This is a genomic window from Plantactinospora veratri (genome assembly GCF_036421995.1).
GTDB lineage: Bacteria > Actinomycetota > Actinomycetes > Mycobacteriales > Micromonosporaceae > Plantactinospora > Plantactinospora veratri.
Genome location: NZ_JAZGQL010000004.1, coordinates 212,334 through 228,433 on the forward strand (window position 1 = coordinate 212,334; position 16,100 = coordinate 228,433).

At 73.8% G+C, this 16,100-nt stretch carries 14 protein-coding genes; 3 read left to right on the forward strand and 11 right to left on the reverse strand.

Going from position 1 to position 16,100, the window contains the following annotated elements; genetic code table 11:
- Positions 1–20: 20 nt before the first annotated feature.
- The 7 genes from V1634_RS05820 to V1634_RS05850 form a co-directional block, all read right to left on the reverse strand.
- Positions 21–2,198: an Hsp70 family protein gene (locus V1634_RS05820; RefSeq protein ID WP_331206697.1), complete on the reverse strand. Its 2,178-nt coding sequence runs from the start codon at positions 2,196–2,198 to the stop codon at positions 21–23.
- Between the two features lie 69 nt (positions 2,199–2,267).
- Positions 2,268–3,824, reverse strand: a complete 1,557-nt coding sequence (locus V1634_RS05825; RefSeq protein ID WP_331206698.1) for a fused response regulator/phosphatase — start codon at positions 3,822–3,824, stop codon at positions 2,268–2,270.
- Positions 3,821–5,203, reverse strand: a complete 1,383-nt coding sequence (locus V1634_RS05830) for an ATP-binding protein (protein WP_331206699.1) — start codon at positions 5,201–5,203, stop codon at positions 3,821–3,823. The genes V1634_RS05825 and V1634_RS05830 overlap by 4 nt, the downstream gene beginning before the upstream one ends.
- Positions 5,204–5,216: 13 nt before the next feature.
- Entirely contained in the window at positions 5,217–6,245 is a 1,029-nt protein-coding gene (locus V1634_RS05835; protein WP_331206700.1) for a SpoIIE family protein phosphatase, read from the reverse strand.
- Positions 6,227–6,652: an anti-sigma regulatory factor gene (locus V1634_RS05840; protein WP_331206701.1), complete on the reverse strand. Its 426-nt coding sequence runs from the start codon at positions 6,650–6,652 to the stop codon at positions 6,227–6,229. The genes V1634_RS05835 and V1634_RS05840 overlap by 19 nt, the downstream gene beginning before the upstream one ends.
- Entirely contained in the window at positions 6,649–7,098 is a 450-nt protein-coding gene (locus V1634_RS05845) for an STAS domain-containing protein (protein WP_331206702.1), read from the reverse strand. The genes V1634_RS05840 and V1634_RS05845 overlap by 4 nt, the downstream gene beginning before the upstream one ends.
- Entirely contained in the window at positions 7,098–7,973 is an 876-nt protein-coding gene (locus V1634_RS05850; protein WP_331206703.1) for an STAS domain-containing protein, read from the reverse strand. Before V1634_RS05850 ends, V1634_RS05845 begins: the two co-directional genes overlap by 1 nt.
- A gap of 311 nt (positions 7,974–8,284) precedes the next feature.
- On the opposite strand from V1634_RS05850, the gene V1634_RS05855 reads away from it, so the two are divergent.
- On the forward strand, positions 8,285–8,671 hold the full coding sequence (locus tag V1634_RS05855) for a VOC family protein (protein WP_331206704.1): 387 nt from the start codon (positions 8,285–8,287) through the stop codon (positions 8,669–8,671).
- 75 nt (positions 8,672–8,746) lie between these two features.
- Positions 8,747–9,928 carry an alanine racemase gene (locus V1634_RS05860; protein WP_331206705.1) on the forward strand — a complete coding sequence of 394 codons (1,182 nt, stop codon included), beginning with the start codon at positions 8,747–8,749 and terminating at the stop codon, positions 9,926–9,928.
- A 10-nt stretch (positions 9,929–9,938) separates the two neighbouring features.
- On the opposite strand, the gene V1634_RS05865 is transcribed toward V1634_RS05860, so the two are convergent.
- The gene (locus V1634_RS05865) at positions 9,939–10,610 is read right to left on the reverse strand and encodes an endo-1,4-beta-xylanase (RefSeq protein WP_331206706.1); all 672 of its coding nucleotides are present in this window, start codon (positions 10,608–10,610) and stop codon (positions 9,939–9,941) included.
- Between the two features lie 75 nt (positions 10,611–10,685).
- On the reverse strand, positions 10,686–11,258 hold the full coding sequence (locus V1634_RS05870) for a hypothetical protein (protein ID WP_331206707.1): 573 nt from the start codon (positions 11,256–11,258) through the stop codon (positions 10,686–10,688).
- A gap of 190 nt (positions 11,259–11,448) precedes the next feature.
- Between V1634_RS05870 and V1634_RS05875 the strand changes: the two genes are divergently transcribed.
- Positions 11,449–12,354 (forward strand): hypothetical protein, encoded by a 906-nt coding sequence (locus V1634_RS05875; RefSeq protein ID WP_331206708.1) that lies wholly within the window; start codon positions 11,449–11,451, stop codon positions 12,352–12,354.
- A gap of 177 nt (positions 12,355–12,531) precedes the next feature.
- Here the strand turns inward: V1634_RS05875 and V1634_RS05880 are convergent, their stop codons facing one another.
- Positions 12,532–15,450, reverse strand: coding sequence for an AfsR/SARP family transcriptional regulator (locus V1634_RS05880; RefSeq protein ID WP_331206709.1), 2,919 nt, complete (start codon positions 15,448–15,450; stop codon positions 12,532–12,534).
- 122 nt (positions 15,451–15,572) lie between these two features.
- The gene (locus V1634_RS05885) at positions 15,573–16,046 is read right to left on the reverse strand and encodes an Lrp/AsnC family transcriptional regulator (protein ID WP_331206710.1); all 474 of its coding nucleotides are present in this window, start codon (positions 16,044–16,046) and stop codon (positions 15,573–15,575) included.
- Positions 16,047–16,100 lie beyond the last annotated feature (54 nt).

Consider the following 16,100-nt stretch of genomic DNA (forward strand, 5'->3'; position numbering starts at 1 on the left):
CCTGAGCGGGCCTCGGGGAGTCAGCGGGCCTCGGGAACGGTGGGCTCCTGCTTGTCGTACCGGCCGAGTGTGCGTTGCCAGGCGGCCCGCCAACGACCGTCGGCGACGATCCGGCGCAACGTCTCGGTGAGCCAGGCCCGGAACGGCTCGTCGCCCCGGCGCAGGCCGATTCCGTACGGCTGCGGGGCGAAGGCCCGGCCCACCAGCCGGAATCCGGCGTCGCTGCCGGCGGCCAGTCCCACCAGGGCAGACCCGTCCCCGGTGATCGCGTCGACCCTGCCGCTGAGGAGCGCCTCCGCGCACTCCTGGTATCCGCCGAGCGACGTCAGCGCCAGCGACCGGCCGCCGAGGTGCTCTTCGAGCCGCCGGCCGTGCGGAGTTCCGGTGACGGTGCAGATCCGGTACCCCTCGGTCCGTAGCGACTCGGGGCCGGTGATCGCGGTCTCGCCGGCCCGTACCAGCAGCTGCTGCCCCGGCAGGTGGTACGGCCCGGCGAACGCGACCCGTTCGGCGCGGGTCTCGGTGATGGTGTAGGTGGCGATGACGAGGTCGACCCGGCCTTGCTCGATGAGTTCTTCCCGGCCCGTCAACGGCGCCTCGGTCCACCGCACGCGGTCGGGGTCGATGCCGAGTTCACCGGCGATCAGCCGCCCGATCTCCACGTCGAACCCCGTCATCGTCCCGTCGGGCTCCCGGTAACCGGTGCCGGGGAGATCGAACCTGCTGCCGATCGCGATCTGCCGTGCCGCCTGCAACCGTCGCATGGTCGTGCCGTCGGCGAAGGCCGGCGACGCCTGCGCACTCGGCGCCGGGTCGGCCGCCCCACCGCCGGGTCGGTCCCACGGTCGCAGCACCACGGCGACGGCCAGCACGGCCAGTACGGCCAACGCGAGCACCCCGGCGAGGAGGATCCGACCGCTTCTCCGGGGCGGTGCGGACCGGCCCGGAGCGCCGGCCGGCGACTCGGCCCCTGCGGCCGGAGCCGGCGGGCCGGGCACCGGTGCCGGTGGGCCGGGCGCTGGCACCACCGGATCGACCGGTGGTACGGGAGAGCCGGTCGGGGGAGAGCCGGTCGGGGGAAGGCCGGGCGGTGCTGGGGCGGGGCCGGTAGGCAGCATGTCGTCCGGCGACACCGCGAGGGCGCCCTCGGCCACCACGAGTTCCGGCTGCTCGGTGACGACCGGTGCCACCCCGAGGACCCGGTGCAGCAGCGTCGCCGCCAACGGCATCCGGCTCGCGCCCCCGACCAGGACGACGGTGGCCGGTCCCACTCCGGGGCCGGCCGAGCGGACCGCGGCCACCGTCACCTCGACGGTACGGTCCAGCACCACCCGGGCCAGCCGTTCGAACTCCTCCCGGCCGACCGGCACCGACTCGTCGAAGAGCGGGACGTGCAGGTAACCGACCGAGGTGCGGCTCAGGCTCTCCTTCGCCCGGCGGGCCTCGTCCCACAGGGCCAGCGCGGCGCGGCGGTCGGCGTCGTCAGCCGGTGCGGTCAGCCGCCGCCACCGGACCGGATCGCGCTCCGCCAGCAGCCGGCCGACGTAGTCGACGAGCGCCGCGTCGAGATCCAACCCGCCGGTTTGTGGCAGACCGTCGGTGGCCAGCACGGTGAAGCCGCCCGTGGCGGTGCGCCGGACGACGGTCGCGTCGAAGGTGCCCGCGCCGAGGTCGTAGACGGCGACGTGACCACCGGCCGGGACGTCCAGTGCGCCGGCCCCCACCAGGTAGCTCGCGGCGGCGACCGGCTCGGCGGCGAGCCGGGGCTCGGGCAGGCCGGCCTCGACGGCGGCGGCCACCAGCAGCGCCCGCCGGGTCGGCCCCCAGGTGGCGGGCACGGTGAACAGTACGGATCCGAGCCCGCCCGGCCCCGCGACCCGGTGCGCCTCGTCGGCGACCCGGGCCATCGTGGCGGCCACCAGCGAGGTGACCGAGACCTCCCGGTCGCCGAGCCAGACGGTGCCCTCGCCGATACGCCGCTTCGGATACGGCTCGAAGCCCTGTGGCCGTCGTCGGGCGGCATCGGTGGCGTCCTGACCGGACAGGATCGTGCCGCCGTCCTCCACACAGGTGGCCGAGGAGAGCAGTGGCGAACCGTCGAAGAGCAGCGGCCGGGTACGCCCGTCGGGCCAGCGCAGCACGGCAACGGTGTGCGACGTTCCATAGTCGACACTCAGCCGGAACCCACCGTCCGCCACCCTGGCAGCCTAGTGGGCACCCGACGGTCCCGGATGTCGGTGTCCGGTCGGTGTCCCGCCTCGGCGGCCTCAGAGCCGGCGCAACGCCACCACGGCGATGTCGTCGGTGACCTCCACCGGGCCGAGTTCGGCCAGCAGCCGCCGGCAGAACCCGTCGAGGTCCGGTTCGACGGTCGCCGCCGAGCCGGCCAGGTCGTCCAGTCGCCGGTCGAGGTCGATGTCCCGGCGTTCGACCAGGCCGTCGGTGTAGAGCACCAGGGTGGCGCCGCGGGGAAGGACGAGTTCCAGGTCGTCCGGCCGGTCGGCCCGGACGCCGAGCAGCGGGGCCCGGTGTGCGACGAATTCGGTCGAGTCCGCCGTGACGACCAGTGGCGGCAGGTGCCCGGCACTGGCCAGCCGGATCCGGCCGGTCGCCGGCTCCAGGGTCAGCAGGCAGAGCGTCGCGAACTCGCCCGGCAGCAGGGTACGCAGGAGTTCGTCGACCCGTTCCAGGATGGCGCCGGGCGGATGCCGCTCCACGGCGTACGCCCGGATCGCGTGCCGGAGTTCGGCCATCACGGTCGCGGCGTGCAGCGAGTGGCCCGCCACGTCGCCGATCGCGACGACCAGCCGGCCGTCGATCATCGCGAGTTCGTAGAAGTCGCCGCCGACCTCGGTCTGCGCGCTCGCCGGCTCGTAGCAGACGGCAAGGTCGAGACCGGGCACGATGGGCAGCCGGCGGGGCAGCAGGCTGCGCTGGAGCGTGACCGCGATCCGGTGCTCCTCGTCGTACGAGCGCTGCGCCTCGACCGCCGTCGCCACCGCCTGGACGAGTTGGCTGAGTACGGCGGACTCGGTCGTCAGCACCGATTCCGGTACCCCCACCTGCACGGCCGGGCGGTCGGGCCGCAGCCGCGCGGTGGCCACCCGGATCCGGTCGTCCGGGCCGACCGGCACCGGCCAGTCGGCCGGCGTCTCGGTGCGCATCCCGACGCCGACCGGCACCGCCGGGAGGTCGGCCGTCCACTCCCGGGTCGTCGCCGGCCCGTCCGGTTCGCCGACCACCGCCGCCCAGCCCCGACCGTCGGCGTCCTGGCCGGCGACCAGCGCCCCGGTGCCGAAGATCCGGGCCGCTCCGCTCGCCGCGGCGGTCAGCATCGACGCGAACGAGGGCGCGGCGTTCACCGCCAGGGTGGTCTCGGCGAGCCGGGCGAGCCGGGTGGCGAGCAGTTCGGCCCGGCTGCGGGCCCGGTAGTAGCGCAGCGCCGCCTGGGTGGTGGCGATCAGCTCGTCCGGCTCGATCGGTTCGACGAGGTACGCGTCCGCGCCCCGGGTCAGCCCCTGCGCCCGGTCGGCCACGCTGACCGCGTGCGCCGACACGTGGATGACCGGTCGGGAGGCGTGCCGAGGGTCGGATTTGATCCGCTCGCTCACCTCGAAGCCGCTCATGTCGCCGAGCCGTACGTCGAGGACGACCAGGTCGATCTCCTCCCGCTCCATCCGGTCGAGCGCGGCGCCTCCGCTGTCCGCCTGCACCACCGTGAAGCCGGCCCGGGTGAGCCAGCTCACCAGCAGGTAGCGCTTGGCGGCGCTGTCGTCGACCACCAGGATCGTCGCGCCGTTGCCGACCTGTTCCGGGCTGTTCACGGCACCGGACTCATCGGCAGGTGGACGGTGAACGTACTGCCCCGGCCGGGCTCGCTGGCGACTCGCAGGTCGCCGCCGAGCAGCCGGGAGAGCCGCCGGGCGTACGGCAGCCCCAGGCCGGTACCCCGGGCGCCGGTCGGCGATCCACGCCCCGGCACCTGGTAGAACTCCTCGAAGATCCGTTCCTGGAGTTCGGCCGGAATGCCGATCCCGGTGTCGCGGACCCGTACCACCAAGGAGTCGTCGGCGATTTCGGCCGTCATCCGGACCTCGCCCTGCTCGGTGAACTTGAGCCCGTTGTGCAGCAGGTTGCGCAGCACCTGGGTCAGCAGCACCTCGTCGGTACGGATCAGTGCCGGCGGTTCGGGGTCGACGACCACCAACTGGACCTCGGGCCGGGTGGCCATCGCGCGTACCGTGCCCCGGAGCTGGCCGAAGACGGCCCGCAGCTCGACCTCGGACCAGTTCGGCTCGATCGCGCCGGACTCCGCCTTGCCGAGGTCGAGCAGGTCGTTGACCAGCGACAGCAGGTCGGCGGCGGAGCTGCGGATCAGCTCGGCCTGCTCCCGCTGCTCGGCGGTGAGCGGGTCGGAGGCCGGGTCCAGCAGCAACCGGGTCAGCCCGATCACCGCGGTCACCGGTGCGCGCAGTTCGTGGCTGACGTTGGCCAGGAACCGGGTCTTCGCCTCGCTGGCCGTGCGGAGCTGCACCGAGCGGTCCTCCAGCTCGGCGTGCAGTGCGACGACGCCCCGGTTGGTCTCGTCGAGTTCCTCGGAGAGCTGCGTGTAGAGCGCCAGTACGCCCTGGTTGGTCTCGGCGAGTTCCGCGTTGAGCCGGGCGAGTTCGTCGCGTTGGGCCCGGGTCTGCTCCAGCGCCGCGAGGAGCTGCTCGTTCTGCTCGGCCATCTCCTCCAGCGGAGTACGGGCGGCCGAGGCGTTCAGGTTGTCGCGTATCACGTCGAGACGCTCCGGCGTCAGCGTGGTGGTGGCGGGGATCTTGCGGGTCATCCGGATGACGGTGGCGTCACCGTCCCGGCCGACGTCGAAGGTGTCGACCAGCCGTCCGACGAGCAGGGCACCGGTGAGCGTCTGTGCCGACGTGCCGGGGGGCAGCACGGCGGTGGCCTCGGTGACCAGTACCGCCCCGGACTCCTCGACCGCCACCGTGAAGGCGACCTCGGCCCGCGCCGGGGTGGGCAGGGTGACCACGAGGTACCGGCCGATCTCGCTGAGCGCGGTGGCGAGCCGGACCTGGTCCTGGTGTTCCAGGCCGACGGCGGCGGCGACCTCCCGGCCACGCTGACGGACCAGGAACACGTCCGGCTCGGCGCGCAGCGTCAACCGCAACAGTGCCGGACCGGCCGGCGTGCCCTCGGTCATGCCCGGTCCCCGATCACGGTGTGGCCCGGGCGACCAGGACGCAGGCGTCGTCGCGGCGTACGGCGGCGTCCCGGAGGAGCGTGCCGGCGATCACCTGCGGTGAGCGCCCCTGCAATCCGGGATAGTCGGCGAGCCGCCAGCGGTCGGTCACCCCGTCGCTGTGCATGACGAGGCAGGCGCCGCGGGGGAACGGGTAGTCGAACTCGCGTACGCTCCGCCGCTGGTGACCGACGATACCGGGCATGGAGACCAGGCCGCGCCGCTCGTCGTAGTGCTGCACGGAGCCGGCGATGTTGCCGAGCCCGGCGTACCGCAGCAGGCCGGCCGCCGGGTCGAATTCGGCGACCGCGGCGGCGGCGCCCCGGGTGTGGCTGATCGCCCGGTGCAGGTGTTCGAGGACCGCCGCCGGGGGTGCCGCCGGGGCGAGGTGAAACGCGTGCACGGCGGCCCGGGCGGCCACCGCGGCGAGCGGCCCGTGTCCGAGCCCGTCGCAGACCAGCACCTGCCGCCGGCCCTCGACGGTACGCACGGCGAATCCGTCACCGCAGGACTGCTCGCCGCTCATCGGCCGGCTGAGCCCGGCGATCCAGTCCGGTTCGGGCGCTTCCGCCGGCCAGACCTGCGCGGCGCTCACCGTGCCGCGTCCAGGCAGGGAGTAGACGTCGAACCAGCTCGACTGCCGGCCGATCGCCCCCAGCCCGATGCCCAGGGAGCCGGCGGTCGAGTGACCGTCCTGGGTGGACGAGGTCACGTCGCTCATGCCGGGGCCGGAGTCGACGGCGATCAGCTCCACCCCGGCCACCTCGTCGGTCCGGGCCGGCCGGACCAGCAGTTGCCCGTTGTCGGCGTGCTTGACGAGATTGCTGGCGAGTTCGGCCGCCACGATGGCCAGGGCGGCGGCGTGGGCCTCGTCGAGCCCCATCCGGCCGGCCAGCAGTTCGGCGGCCCGGCGTACCGTGCCGACCGCACCGGGCTCCTCGACCTGGAACCAAACGCCCTCGTCGACGAGCCGGTGTTCGCCGCTCACATCGACCGCGCCCATTTCGTGATGGTGACCCGGGTGCCCCGACCGGGGCCGGTGTCCACGTCGAACTCGTCGACGAGTCGACGGGCGCCGCCGAGGCCGAGGCCCAGGCCGCCGCCGGAGGTGTAGCCGTCGGTGAGCGCCAGCTCCAGGTTGGCGATGCCGGGCCCGTCGTCGGAGAAGACGATCCGGATGCCCTTGCGACGGCCGTTGTCCACGACCTCGACCTCGGCGCCGCCGCCACCGCCGTAGACCAGGGTGTTCCGGGCCAGCTCACTCGCGGCGGTGACCAGCTTGGTCTGGTCGACCAGGGAGAGCGAGACCGCCACGGCGACGGTGCGGACGAGCTGCCGGACCCGGACCACGTCCGCGTCCGAGCTGATCGTCACGAGCTGCGGAGTGGTCAGCTTGGGGCCCCCGGTCAAGACGTGGTCGCCGTCGGGTGGTCGGAGTCGGGGCCCAGGGCGAGCATCCACGTCGTGTCCGATTCCGCGCCCGGTGCGGGGTACGGCTCCTGCTGCCGGGACCGGGCCAGCAGCTCCATGCCGCGTTCGACGTTGAGCGCGGTCCGGATGCCGTTCAACGACAGGCCCAGCTCGACGAGGGTGATGGCGACGGCCGGGCGCATCCCGACCACCACGGTTTCGGCGTCGAGTACCCGGGCGATCGCGGCGATGGTGGAGAGCATCCGGCCGACGAAGGAGTCGACGATGTCCATCGCGGTGATGTCGATGATCACCCCGTGACAGCCGCTCTCCACGATCCGGTCGGAGAGGTCCTGTTGCAGGGCCAGCGCGGTCTGGTCCTCCATGTCGACCTGGATCGATACGAGGAGCAGGTCGCCGATCTTGAGGACCGGTACCCGGTCCATCAGGCGCCCCGGGTACCGGCCGCGCCGGCGCCGTTGCTCCGGCGGGACTTCTCGATCATCCGCAGGGCGTGCCGGAGCGCGTCGGCCAGTGTCGCCTTGGTGGCGATGTCGCCGAACTCGATGCCGAGCGCCACGATGGTCTGGGCGATCTGCGGCCGGATCCCGGAGACGATGCACTCGGCGCCCATCAGCCGGGCGGCCACCACGGTCTTCAGGATGTGCTGCGCGACCTGGGTGTCCACCGCCGGCACCCCGGTGATGTCGATGATCGCGTACGGCGAGCCGGTGTCGACCAGGGTCTGCAACAGTCGTTCCATCACGACCTGGGCCCGGGCCGAGTCGAGGGTGCCGACCAGCGGGATGGCGACCACGCCCTCCCAGAGCTTCACCACCGGGGTGGAGAGCTCCAGGAGCTGCTCGGCCTGCTCGCTGAGCAGCTCCTCCCGGGACCGGGCGTACCGCTCGAAGGTGAACAGCCCCAGCTCGTCGACGACCGCGGAGGCGGTGACGTAGTCCGCCAGCGCCTGCTTGTCACCGGAGCGCACGTCCAGCACGTCGAGCAGGGCGTTCTTGAGCGAGAGGACGCTGACCGCCGTCTCGGAGGCGGTGAAGCCCTGCTGCGCCCGGCTGCGGGACATCTCCACCAGGTTGGCCCGGAGTGCGGCCGAGCCCTCGGCCGCGAGGTCGAACTGCCCGTGGTCGAGCGCGGCGGTCAACGCCCGGTAGAGCTCCTGCACCTGCTGGCGCAACTCCGTCTGGGTCATCCGGCCCCGCAGGGAGGCGACGACGACCTCGATCCAGCGCTCGACCAGTCGCTCCGAGTGGGTCTCGAGTACCGCGGCGAATCGGCTGCTCTCGTCGGCCGTGATGCCCATCGTTCCCTCCCCGATCCGGTCGCGGCCACGCCGAAGGTCGGGCCGGCCGGTGGACTGTATCACCGGCCCTGGTGGGAGCGGTCCAGGCGCGGTGTGGCCAGCCGATATCGGCGGTATCCGATGCCCTGCCGCCCGGCTGTCCGATCGTCGGGCGGGTCGTCCCGACGGGTGGGTCGGCGTCCGGCGGAAGAGTTCCGGCGCGGAGGTCGAGGACGCGATGCCGGCTCCGACCTCTGCTGCGTGGTGCCGCCAAGGTGCCGCCGCGCCCCGACGGCCGAGGGCGCGACATCGTGACCCCGGAGGGAAAGACCATGGGACACCAGGTGGTGCACTTCGAGATCATCGGTACCGGTCCGGCGGCGCTGCGCGGCTACTACGCCGAACTCTTCGGCTGGGAGTTCGGCGTCGGCGATGCCGCCACCGAGGCCGTCTCGGCGCCGGGCGAGTACGGCTTCGTCGACGGAAGCACGACCGGCGACGGCACCGGGATCAACGGCGGTGTCGGCGGCGGCGCCGGATACCAGCGTCGGGTCCTGTTCTACGTGGGAGTTCCCGACGTCGAGGCGGCGCTGCGCAGGGCCGAGAGCCTCGGCGGGACCCGGGTGCTCGGTCCGGCCCCGGACAGCGGAGAGTTCTCGATCGGGCACTTCACCGATCCGGAGGGCAACCTGATCGGGGTCGCCGGCCCGCCGCGCTGACCGGCGCCCTCCGAATCAGGTTCCGCTGGGGGCGGGCCGCCTAGACTTGCCCCGGCAACCCGGAGGAGAGCCGTCGTGACCCTGACCAGTGACGCCCGGCCGGCGCCGGCCGGCGAGGTACGGCCCGCCGAGGGCCAGCCCGAGACCCCGTTCCTGGTGGTCGACCCGGAGCGGGTGGGCCGGAACATCGCCCGGCTCCGGTCCCGGCTGGCCCGGTTGGGCACCCCGCTGCGCCCGCACGTCAAGACGGCGAAGTCGCTGGCCGTCGCCCGGCTGCTCTTCGACGGCGAGCCGGGGCCGATCACCGTGTCGACGCTGCGCGAGGCGGAGGCCTTCGCCGCACACGGCTACACCGACATCCTGTACGCGGTGGGGCTCGCCCCGCAGAAGCTGGACCGGGTGCTGGCGCTGCGCCGCGCCGGGGTTGACCTCCAGGTGCTGATCGACAGCGTCGCCCAGGCCGAGGCGGTGGCCGCCGTCTCGTCCCGGACCGGGATACCCGTCCCGGCGCTGATCGAGATCGACTGTGACGGGCACCGGGGCGGGCTGCGCCCGGACGACGTGACGGCGGTGCGGATCGCCGAGACGCTGGAGCGGGGCGGCGCCGAGGCCCGGGGAGTGCTGCTGCACGCCGGCGGGTCGTACCACTGCCGGTCCCGGGCGGAACTGGTCGCGGCGGCGGAGAACGAGCGGGCCAGCGGTGTCCTGGCCGCCGAGCAGCTCCGGTCGGCCGGGTTCGCCGCGCCGGTGCTGAGCGTCGGTTCGACCCCGACCGCGCACTTCGCGGCGGACCTCACCGGGGTCACCGAGGTCCGGGCCGGGAACTTCGTCTTCTTCGACCTGGTGATGGCCGGGATCGGCGTCTGCACCGTGGACGACCTGGCGATGTCCGTGGTCGTCACGGTCATCGGCCACCGGCCGGAGAAGGGCTGGATCCTCACCGACGGCGGCTGGATGGCGACCTCGCGCGACCGGGGTACCGCCGACCATCCCGTCGACCAGGGGTACGGCCTGGTCGCCCGGCTCGACGGGCCGCTCTATCCGGACCTGGTGATGACCGACGCCAGCCAGGAACACGGGATCCTGACCGTCCGCCCGGGCAGCCCCGCCGGGCTACCCGATCTTCCGGTCGGTACCCGGGTGCGGATCCTGCCGGTCCATGCCTGCGCGACCGCCGCCCAGCACGACGAGTATCTGGTGCTCGACCCGGCCAGCGGCGACGCGACGGAGGTCTGGCCCCGGCTGCGCGGCTGGTAGCCGACCGTCGTCACACCGTCAGTACGGCGTAGTAGGCGGGCTTCGGGTTCCCGGCGGCGTCGAAGAGTACCGGTGTGTCGCCGGAGCGCCACGAGTCGATGTCGCGTACCCCCCAGACCGTGATGCCGGTGCAGAGGGGCACCACCAGGCCGGCGGCGACCAGCGCGGCGAACTGGGCGATGGTGCGCTGGTAACCGCCCGGCACCGGGTTGTTGGCGGAGAAGTGGCTGTTCAGGCCGAGGCAGTCGATCGGTACGCCCCGGGTCATGAAGTCCCGGACCATCGCGTACACGGCCTGGGTCTTGGGTTGGTCGAAGTCGTCGATGTTGTGGTCGCTGTAGCAGAGCTTGGCCGTGGGGTCCGCCGCCCGGGCGGTCCGGAACGCCTCCTCGACGAAGCCCGGACCGAGGTACGCCTGGAAGCGGGACGACCGCAGCTCGCCACTCTCGGTGTACGCCTCGGTGACCACGCCCCAGGACCGGACCTCTCCCCGGAAGTGGGACAGTACGGCGGTGATGTGCTGGTTCACCACCGGGCGCAGCGTCGCCGCGCTGGTGAGGTTGGCGAACCAGGCGGAGTGGATGCCGTTGGGCGCCAGGACGCTGCGCCCGTGTACCCGCATCCCGTTGGCCCTGGCGTGCGCGACGAGCTGGTCGGCGAGGCGGCGGGGCTGGGTCCACATGAGGGCCTCCGGCGGCTGCGGCGACCCCTTCAAATGATAGATGAATTTGAATGCAAGCTGGTCGACGTCGCAGGGTCAGTCGAGGAACGCGAGGACGACGACACCGATCCCCAGCGGTACGTCGAGCAGCATGCAGAACTCCGCCAGTGACCGGGACACCACCTGCCCGCGCCGGTAGTGGACGAGATCCCACACCGCGTGGGCCGCCAACAGCAGCCCAGCGAGCACCAGCCCGGCGCGGGGCGCGACCCAGAGCGTGCCCACGGCGAGACCGCCGTACCCGATCAGGGCCGCGACCTGGGCGGTGAACGCCGGCCGGGGAGCCCGGCGGAGCAGACCGACGACGACCAGCGCGACCGCCGCGACGGCGATGCCGACCCACCAGGGCACCCCGACGATCTTGCTGATCGCCACCAGCAGGCTGGCCCCCGGGATGGCTGCCCAGGCGACCCAGGGCCGGCCGAGGGCGGCGGCACCGAGATAGCAGAGCGTGGCCACGCAGACCACGATCGCCACCGACTCGTGCTCGGCACCGAACGCCAGTTGCGACACGGCGACCGCCAGCCCGAGCAGGCTCGGCCAGCGGTGCAGCAGAGCCTGCCAGCGCGGCACCTCGGCCCGCGCGGCGTGGACGGTCGAGAGATTCATGCCCGGGCCTCCCTGCCGACTTCGTTGGCTGCCTGCCCCGCGAGTCTGACGATCCCCGGCTTCAGATCGGCTTCACCGCCGCTGAACTGCGATTTCATCGTCGCCGAAGAGTTGCCGAAACCCCGCCGGCCACCGTTGTCGGCAGCTACCCGGGCCGATCGTCGACCCGGTACGAGAAGGGAACAGGACAATGACTCGGATCTACCGCTGGTTCGCCCCGGCCGGTGCCGCCACGATCGTGCTGGCCGCCCAGGTCGGAATCCAGCTCGCCGGCGCCGGCCCGGCCGCGGCGGTGACCGGCATCGAGAAGGTGACGTCGCCGCTGTCGGCGGTCGACTCCCAGCAGACCCACACCGCCCGGGCCCAGTGCCCGGCCGGCAAGTGGGTGATCGGCGGCGGGGGCTGGGCCTTCGCCGTGGCCGCCGCGGACAGCGCCAGGGTGACGCTGGTGCAACTCTTCCCGGAGCACCGTACCGACGGGACACCGGACAGCTACGTGGTGACCGGCTCGGAGACCACGGCCGCGATGACCGGCGACTGGTGGGTGCAGGCGTACGCCATCTGCGCCAGTCCGTCCGGGCTGGCCGGCTACCAGATCGCGGGTACCCGGAACTCGGCGACCTCGTCACCGGTCGAGCTAGAGGCGCGGGCGTCGTGCGGCACCAGGCGGGCCCTCGGCGGCGGCGCCCGGATCGTCAACCCGGGACGGGACGTGGCACTCCAGGTGTCCCGCGCCTCCGCCACCGGTGACATCTTCCGGGCCGCCGCGCACGAGGACGCGGACGGCTACGCCGGCCGCTGGACCGTGGACGCGTACGCGGTCTGCGTGAACCGGCCGGCCGGCTACCAGGTGGTCACCACCGCCTCCACCCAGAGCGACTCGGAGGCGGAGAAGATCGCGTTCGCGCGCTGCCCGACCGGTACCCGGGTGCACGGTGCCGGTGCGGCCATCTCCGACGCCGCACCCGGTGGCGTGTCACTCCAGGTGATCTACCCGGCCAACGCGCTCGACGACGTCGAGGCGTTCGCGGTGGAGAACACCCCGGTCAGCCAGGACTGGGATTTCATCGTCAGCCAGGCGATCTGCGCCTCCTGACCCGAGCGGGGGGGCCCCCCCCCCCCGGGGGGGGCCCCCCCGGGGGGCCGGTGGGGCTCCCCCCCCCCCCCCGCGGCGCCCCCCCCCCCCCCCCCGCCGCCCCCCCCCCCCCCCCGGGGGCCCCCCCCCGCCGGGCGTTCCGGGCCGGGCGGCGGCTCGCGGGCCAGGGCAGCGCCGCTACCGCTGGCCGTCGAGGGCGGCACCGGCCGTACCCGTGGGAAGCGCGCTCCCCACCCGGCCGGCCTCCCGTGCCGCGAGCAGGTGCCGGCGGACCCGGTCGGCGTCCGGATGGCCCATCTCGTCGTGCAGCACCAGGGCCCGTTCCCAGGCCCGAACGGCGGCCCGGATCTCACCGTCGCCGTGCAGCGCCTCACCCAGGCAGGTCAGCGTCTCGGCGGCGCCGGCCCGGTCGCCGATCTCGGCGAAGAGGTCGAGCGCCCGCCGGCAGCCGGCGACCGCCGCCCGGTACGCCCCGGCGGCGCATTCGAGATAGCCGAGGCTCTGCCAGTTGGTGGCCGCGCCGTGCCGGTTGCCGATCTCCTCGTTGAGCCGGAGGGCCTGCCGGCACAGCTCCCGGGCCTGGTCGTGCTCGCCGAGCCGGGTCAGCATGCAGGCGATGTTGTTCAACGCCCGGGCCTGGCCGGTCAGGTGGCCGGCCTCGCGATAGAGGTCGAGCGAGCGCTGGTCGTGGTGCAGCGCCTCCAGGTCACGGCCCTGCTGTTCCAGGATCCGCGCGATGTTCACCGTGGTCTGCGCCTGGTTGGCCCGGTCGCCGACCGCGACGAAGAGCCGGGCCGCCTCGGCGAGGTGGGTCCGGGCCTGGCCGAGCCGGCCGAGCTGGGTCTGGGCCCGGCCGAGATTCCGGTGTACGTGCGCCTGCGCCGCCTCGTCGCCGACCCGGCCCGCCGCCTCCAGGGCGGTACGCTGCACCGCGACCTGGTCGTGCCAGTACCCGCTGAGGTTGAAGAAGCTGGTCAGGCTCCAGGCCAGCTCCCAGCAGTGCCGGTCGAATCCGGTGCGGCCGGCCCAGTCGACCAGGGCGTGCAGGGTCCGGTGCTCGGCGTGCAGCCAGGCTCTCGCCCCGGCCTGGTCGGCGAAGGACCGGGCCCCGGCCGCCGGCACCGGCTCGGCCAGCACGATCGGGTCCCGGTGCGGATAGAGCAGCCGGTCGGCCGCGTACGCGGTGTGCAGATAGTGGTCGAGCAGCCGGTTCGCCGCCGTACGCCGGTCGGTGGCGGTCTCCTCGACCTCGGCCCGTTCCGCGGCGTACGCCCGCAGCAGGTCGTGTCGGGCGTACCGCCCCGGCGACCGCTCGTCGAGCAGGTGTGCCTGGGCCAGCTCGGCCAGTGGCCGGCGGGCCGCTGCCACCGGCAGGCCGGCGAGGCTGGCCACGGCCGGCCCGGTCAACTCGGCTCCGGGGTGGAGCCCGGCCAGCCGGAACACTCGGGCGGCGGTGGGGCTCAACGCCCGGTAGGACCAGGAGAAGACCGCCCGGACGTCCGCCGCCGGTTCGCCGCCGTCGAACGGGTCGAGGCTGCCGCCGGCGGTCCGCAGCTCGGCGACCAGGTCGGTGAGGCGGAAACTCCGGACGGCGGCGGCGCGGGCGGCCACCACGGCCAGCGCCAGCGGCAGCCGCGCGCACCGGGTCGCGATCTCGGCCACGGCGGCCGGCTCGTCGGCCACCCGGTCGGCACCGAGGCGCCGGGCCAGGAAGAGGCGGGCCTCGGCCGGGCTGAACAGGTCGACGCCGACCGGCCGGGCACCGTCGACCGCGACCAGGCCGGCGAGCCGGTTCCGGCTGGTCACCACGGTCGCACAGCCCGGTGCGCCGGGCAGCAGCGGGCGTACCTGCGCGGCGTCGCGGGCGTTGTCGAGGACGACCAGGATCCGCCGCCCGGCGACGAGGCTGCGGTAGAGCCCGGTCTGCGCGGCGAGCCCGACCGGTACCCGCCGGGCGGCGATCCCGAACGCGTCGAGGAATCCGCGTACCGCCTCCTCCGGGGCGACCACCACGCCGTCCGGGTCGAAGCCGCGCAGGTTGACGTAGAGCTGCCCGTCGGGGAAGCGGTCGGTGTTGCGGTGTGCCCAGTACAGCGTCAGGGCGCTCTTGCCCACCCCGGCCGAACCGGAGACCACGGCGGTGGTGCCGGCACCCGGGGTCGGGTCGAGCAGCCCGTCCAGTTCGGTCAGTTCGTACTCCCGGCCGGTGAACGCGACCGGCGGCGCCGGCAGTTGTCGTGGCACCGACGGCGGCGCGGTCGCCGCGATGCCGGCCGGTGGCCGCGCCGGGGCCGGTGCGGGCGGGGCGTCCAGCACCGGGTCGTTGGCCAGGATCTGCCGGTGCAGCCGTCGCAGCGCCGGGGCCGGGTCCATGCCCAGCTCCTCGGCCAGCCGGGACCGGACCTCCTGGTAGTGCCGGAGCGCATCGGCCTGCCGGCCGCAGCGGTAGAGCGCGATCATCACCTGCCCGGCGATCCGCTCGTCGAACGGGTACCCGGCGGCGCGCCCGGCCAGCTCGCCGAGGAGTTCGGCATGCCGGCCGGCGGCCAGGGCGAGATCGGCCAGGTCGAGTTCGGCAGCCAGCCGCTCGGCCGCGAGCGTGGTACGGATCCCGGCCAGCCAGGGCGTGTCGAGGGCGCCGAAGGGCTCGCCCCGGCAGAGCGACAGCGCCGTTTCGAGCAGCGCCGCCGGGGTTTCGCCGTCGATCCGCGCCGCCTGGGTTCCGCTGCCGGTGTCCGGGCCTTCGGGGCGGGCGGGGGAGCGGGCCCGGGCCAGCAGCCGGCGGAACCGGTGCAGGTCGACCGCGTCCGGCTCGACCGTCAGCAGGTACCCGTCCGACCGGTGGGTGATGGCGAACCCGCCGCTGCCGCCGAGCAGGGTACGCAGCCGGGAGACGTACCCGGCCAGCGCGTTGCGGGCGTGCCGGGGCCGGTGCTCGCCCCAGACCCGCTCCAGCAGCCGGTCGGCCGGAACGATCCGGTTGGCGTCGACCAGCAGCGCCGCCAGTACGCAGCGCTGGCGCGCGTGCCCGAGATCGACCGGCCGCCCGTCGACCCGGGCCCGCACGTCGCCGAAGAGCAACAGCTCCACCGCCATCGCCGGCCGTACCTCCTGACCCGGGCCACGTTCCGTGACGCCGTGACAGCAGGATGCCGCACCGTACCGGTGCCGAGCAGCCTATTTCGCGACTGCCGGGCGGCCACCGGGCGCTGGCTCGGTCAACGCAGTTGGGTCAGCGGCAGGGGTCCACGGGTCTTCACCGTGCGGATGGCGAAGGTGCTGCGGGCGTCCACGATCGCCGGGATGGCCAGGATCTGGTCGATCAGCAGCCGCTCGTACGCGGCGAGGTTGGCCACCGCCGCCTCGACCAGGAAGTCGGCGGAGCCGGAGATCACGTGACAGGCGACGACCTCCGGGATGCCGCTCAGCACCGACTCGATCCGGGCGGCGGTCTCCCGGGAGTGCTGCCCGACCTTCAACTCGATGAAGACCGTCAGGTCGAGCCCGAGCCGGGCCCGGTCCAGCTCGGCCCGGTAGCCGGCGATCAGCCCGTCCTGTTCGAGGGCGCGTACCCGGCGCAGGCAGGCCGACGGCGAGAGCGCGACCGCCTCGGCGAGGTCGACGTTGGCGATCCGCCCGTCGGTCTGGAGGCGGTCGAGGATCGCCCGGTCCGTGGAGTCGTATGCGGCCATCGGCACATACTGCCGCGATATCCGCATCCGACGCAACAATGTTGCGTAGAGCCC